Source organism: Corynebacterium sp. (assembly GCF_012838985.1).
Classification (GTDB): domain Bacteria; phylum Actinomycetota; class Actinomycetes; order Mycobacteriales; family Mycobacteriaceae; genus Corynebacterium.
The window spans coordinates 1-3,457 of the sequence record NZ_DUOE01000091.1 but is presented as its reverse complement, the minus strand read 5'-3'; the positions used below and the strand labels follow the sequence as shown (position 1 = coordinate 3,457).

The following is a 3,457-nucleotide window of genomic DNA, read 5'->3' as shown; positions in this document are numbered from 1 at the left end:
TCATGGCACCGGCCAGCTTCGCGAGAGTGGTCTCGCGGTTGTCCAGCTCGGCGATGGCCTTGACCTGGTCGGCAGACAGAGCGTTGCCGTCCATGTAGCCACCCTTGACGATGAACGCCTTGTTGTCATCGGCGAACTTCTTCATCACCTTGGCGGCGTCGACGGCCTCGCCCTTGATGAAGGCGACGGCGGTCGGGCCGGTCAGGTGCTCGTCAAGACCCTCGATGCCCTGTTCCTGGGCAGCGATCTTGATAAGGGTGTTCTTGGCGACGGAGTACTGGACGTCGAGGCCCAGAGCGGTACGCAGCTCAGTGATCTGCGCAACGGTCAGGCCGCGGTACTCGGTGAGGACGACAGAGGATGCCTCCTCGAACTTAGCCTTGAGCTCTGCGAGCTCGGCGGTGTTCTTCGCGTTTGCCATTACTTCGCCTCCTTCCAATTACGTGGTGGTTGATCCGCCGGGGCTCTCTTCCGAAGAAAAAAGCCCCGTGCAAGAGCACAGGGCGCATCAACTCCGTGGAAGGAGTGGTGGCTCGAAAGTGTCTCCTGCGTGGGCCGGTCCAGTTTCCTGGACGCCTTCGATCCTCTCGGATGACCGACGGTCTGCGGTGAAACTTGAGCTCGGATCCCCCTACAGGGAGCCGTTCAAACTTCGTTGCATGATATTAGTGCCATACCTCGACCAACTCCAAATCGCGTGGGACACTGGACAACAATGTGATACACAACACAACAGGTGTCCGGGAGGAAACCATGCGCGAAGGACTGGCCGCGATCGTCGATAAGCTGCGTACCCACGAGGAGAGCACCGCGGGCGAGGCGATGGACTTCCTCCGGGACCACGGACCCCTCGCCGTCGACTGGCCCGACTGGCGGGCCGGCGCGGACCTCTACGCGGAGCTCACGCCCGAGCGGGTGGCCACCCTCGACAGGGAGACCACCCTCCTGCTGCTCACGTCACTGGCGCGGGAGGAGTATTTCCGCACCGGCACGTGGGACCGGATGTTCGCGTGCGGCAAGGGCGGGTGGCTGTTCGAGCGGTGGCTCGAGCTGACGCCCCGGCCCTGACCCGCCACTACTTCTCGTCGAAGTCGCTCAACGGGCCCCGCACCACCGCGACGCGCGCGGCGTTGAGCACCGCGAGCACGTCGATGACCTCCTGGGCGATCGCGCCCATGAGCGGGGTGAGCAGGCCGAACACGGCGAGGATCATGCCGATGATGCTCAGCGCCATGCCGCCGATGACCGACTGCAGCGCGATGCGGCGCATGCGGGCGCCGATGTGCAGGAGGTCGTCGAGACGCTCGAGCGAGGAGTCGAGGATGACGGCGTCCGCGGCCTCGGAGGTGACGTCGGAGTCCGCGCCCATGGCCACACCGACGGTGGCGACGGCCATCGCCGGCGCGTCGTTGATGCCGTCGCCGAGGAACATCGTCGGTCCCCGCTGATTGTGCTTCTCGACGATCGCCAGCTTCCCCTCCGGGCTCACCCCGGCGTGCACCTCGTCGATGCCCACCTTGTCCGCCAGGTAGCGCACCTCGGACTCCCGGTCGCCGGAGATGATCATGAGCTTGTCGGCCTCATGGCGCTTCGGCAGGTGGGCGATGAACTCCGCCGCGGAGGAACGCGGCTCGTCGCGCAGGCGGATCATGGCGGCGTAGGCGTCGTCGACGAGCACGATCGACTCCATGCCGGAGGGCGTGACGGGGATGTGCTCCCGGCTGGGCGGGTCGATGCGGTAGGCGGTCTTGCGGTTGGTGATGCGGATGTGACGCCCACCGACCATGCCGGTCAGACCCTGGCCGGGCTTCTCGGAGACCTCCGTGACGTCCGGCAGGGGCAGGTTGCGTTCCTCCGCGCCGTCGCGGATGGCGTTGGCCAGCGGGTGGCGCGAGTAGCGCTCCACGGAGGCGGCGAGGGCGAGCACCTCGTCCTCCTCGAAGCCGGGACCGGTGTGGATCTCCGTGATCACCGGCCGCCCGTAGGTCAGCGTTCCGGTCTTGTCGAACATCACCGTGCGCACCTTGGAGGCGTTCTCCAGCATCCCCGGATTCTTCACGATGATGCCCCGTCGCGCCGCCAGCGAGATCGCCCCGATGATGGCCACCGGCACGCCGATGAGCAGCGGACACGGGGTGGCCACGACGACGACCGCCAGGAAGCGCACCGGATCACCCGACACAATCCAGCCCACCGCACCGAGGCTGAGCGCGATGACCGTGTACCAGGCACCCAGCCGGTCGGCCATGCGCCGCATGGCGGGGCGGTTCTCCTCCGCCTCCCGCAGCACACCCACGATCTGCGCGTACCGCGAGTCCCGCGCCGGCCGGGTGGCCACGATGGTCAGCGGGGTGTCGCCGTTGACCGCACCCGACATGACCTCCGAACCCTTCGACTTGCTCACCACATAGGGCTCACCGGTCAGGTACGACTCGTCCATCGTGCCGTGGCCCTCGACCACGTCACCGTCCACCGGGCACAGCTCATGCGGCAGCACCGCCACCAGGTCCCCCACCGCGATGTCCTCCACGGCGACCTCCTCGAGCCCGTCGAGGATCGACTGCCCCCGCAGCCGGTGCGCGGTCGTCGGGGCGCGACGGGCCAGGGCGTCGAGGGTGCCGGACGCGCGTTTCGACGCCGCCTCCTCCAACGCCTCACCACCCGAGAGCATGAGCACGATGATCGCCGCGACCAGCCACTCCCCCAGCAGGACCGCGGTGATGATGGACACCGCCGCCAGGGTGTCGGCGCCACCCCGGGTCCGGATCGCGGACTTGAGCACCTCCCACATCAGCGGCAGACCACCGAGCACGACGACGGCCACGAGCGGCCAGTCGCGGGCCCAGCCGTCCAGCCCGAGGCCGAACCAGAGGAGGAGATGGAGGAGGATCGCCGCGACGGTGGCGACCGTGATGATGCCGTCCCGGGAACGGATGAACAGTGCCCAGGGGCTCGGCGTGACAGGAGGGGAGGTCGTGGTGGTCATACCAACAGTATGACCGAGAAAAACGGCCCTGAACAGCAAGTACAGGCTACCCTCACTGATTTTCCCTCAGGAAATGAGACACCCCCGTTGCTCCACGGAGGGAGCGACGGGGGTGTCGTCGGCAAGCGGAGGGTGCTTAGGCCTCTTCGCCGTAGTTCTTCTGGACACCGGAGTCCACCGGGACGCCCGGGCCGTTGGTGGAGGACAGGGTGATCTTCTTCAGGTAGATGCCCTTGGCGGAGGCCGGCTTGATGCGGAGCAGCTCGTCGAGCAGTGCGCCGTAGTTCTCAGCCAGTGCCTTCTCGTCGAAGGATGCCTTGCCGATGGCGGCGTGCAGGTTGGACGCCTTGTCCACGCGGAAGGAGATCTTGCCGCCCTTGACGTCGGCGACAGCCTTGGCGACGTCGGTGGTGACGGTACCGGTCTTCGGGTTCGGCATGAGACCACGCGGGCCCAGGACGCGGGCGACGC

3 protein-coding genes and 1 pseudogene are annotated in these 3,457 nt (G+C 67.0%); 1 reads left to right on the top strand and 3 read right to left on the bottom strand.

Annotated features, from left to right (window positions below):
* On the bottom strand, positions 1-421 hold a 421-nt coding region (rplJ, locus tag GXZ33_RS05225), incomplete at its 3' end, for a 50S ribosomal protein L10 (RefSeq protein WP_291339813.1).
* Positions 422-753: 332 nt separating this feature from the next.
* Between rplJ and GXZ33_RS05220 the strand changes: the two genes are divergently transcribed.
* Positions 754-1,068 (top strand): DUF6508 domain-containing protein, encoded by a 315-nt coding sequence (locus tag GXZ33_RS05220; protein ID WP_291339812.1) that lies wholly within the window; start codon positions 754-756, stop codon positions 1,066-1,068.
* Positions 1,069-1,075: 7 nt separating this feature from the next.
* Here the strand turns inward: GXZ33_RS05220 and GXZ33_RS05215 are convergent, their stop codons facing one another.
* Positions 1,076-2,986 carry a heavy metal translocating P-type ATPase gene (locus tag GXZ33_RS05215; protein WP_291339811.1) on the bottom strand — a complete coding sequence of 637 codons (1,911 nt, stop codon included), beginning with the start codon at positions 2,984-2,986 and terminating at the stop codon, positions 1,076-1,078.
* A gap of 136 nt (positions 2,987-3,122) precedes the next feature.
* Positions 3,123-3,457: pseudogene (locus GXZ33_RS05210) on the bottom strand (50S ribosomal protein L1); the annotation flags it as partial.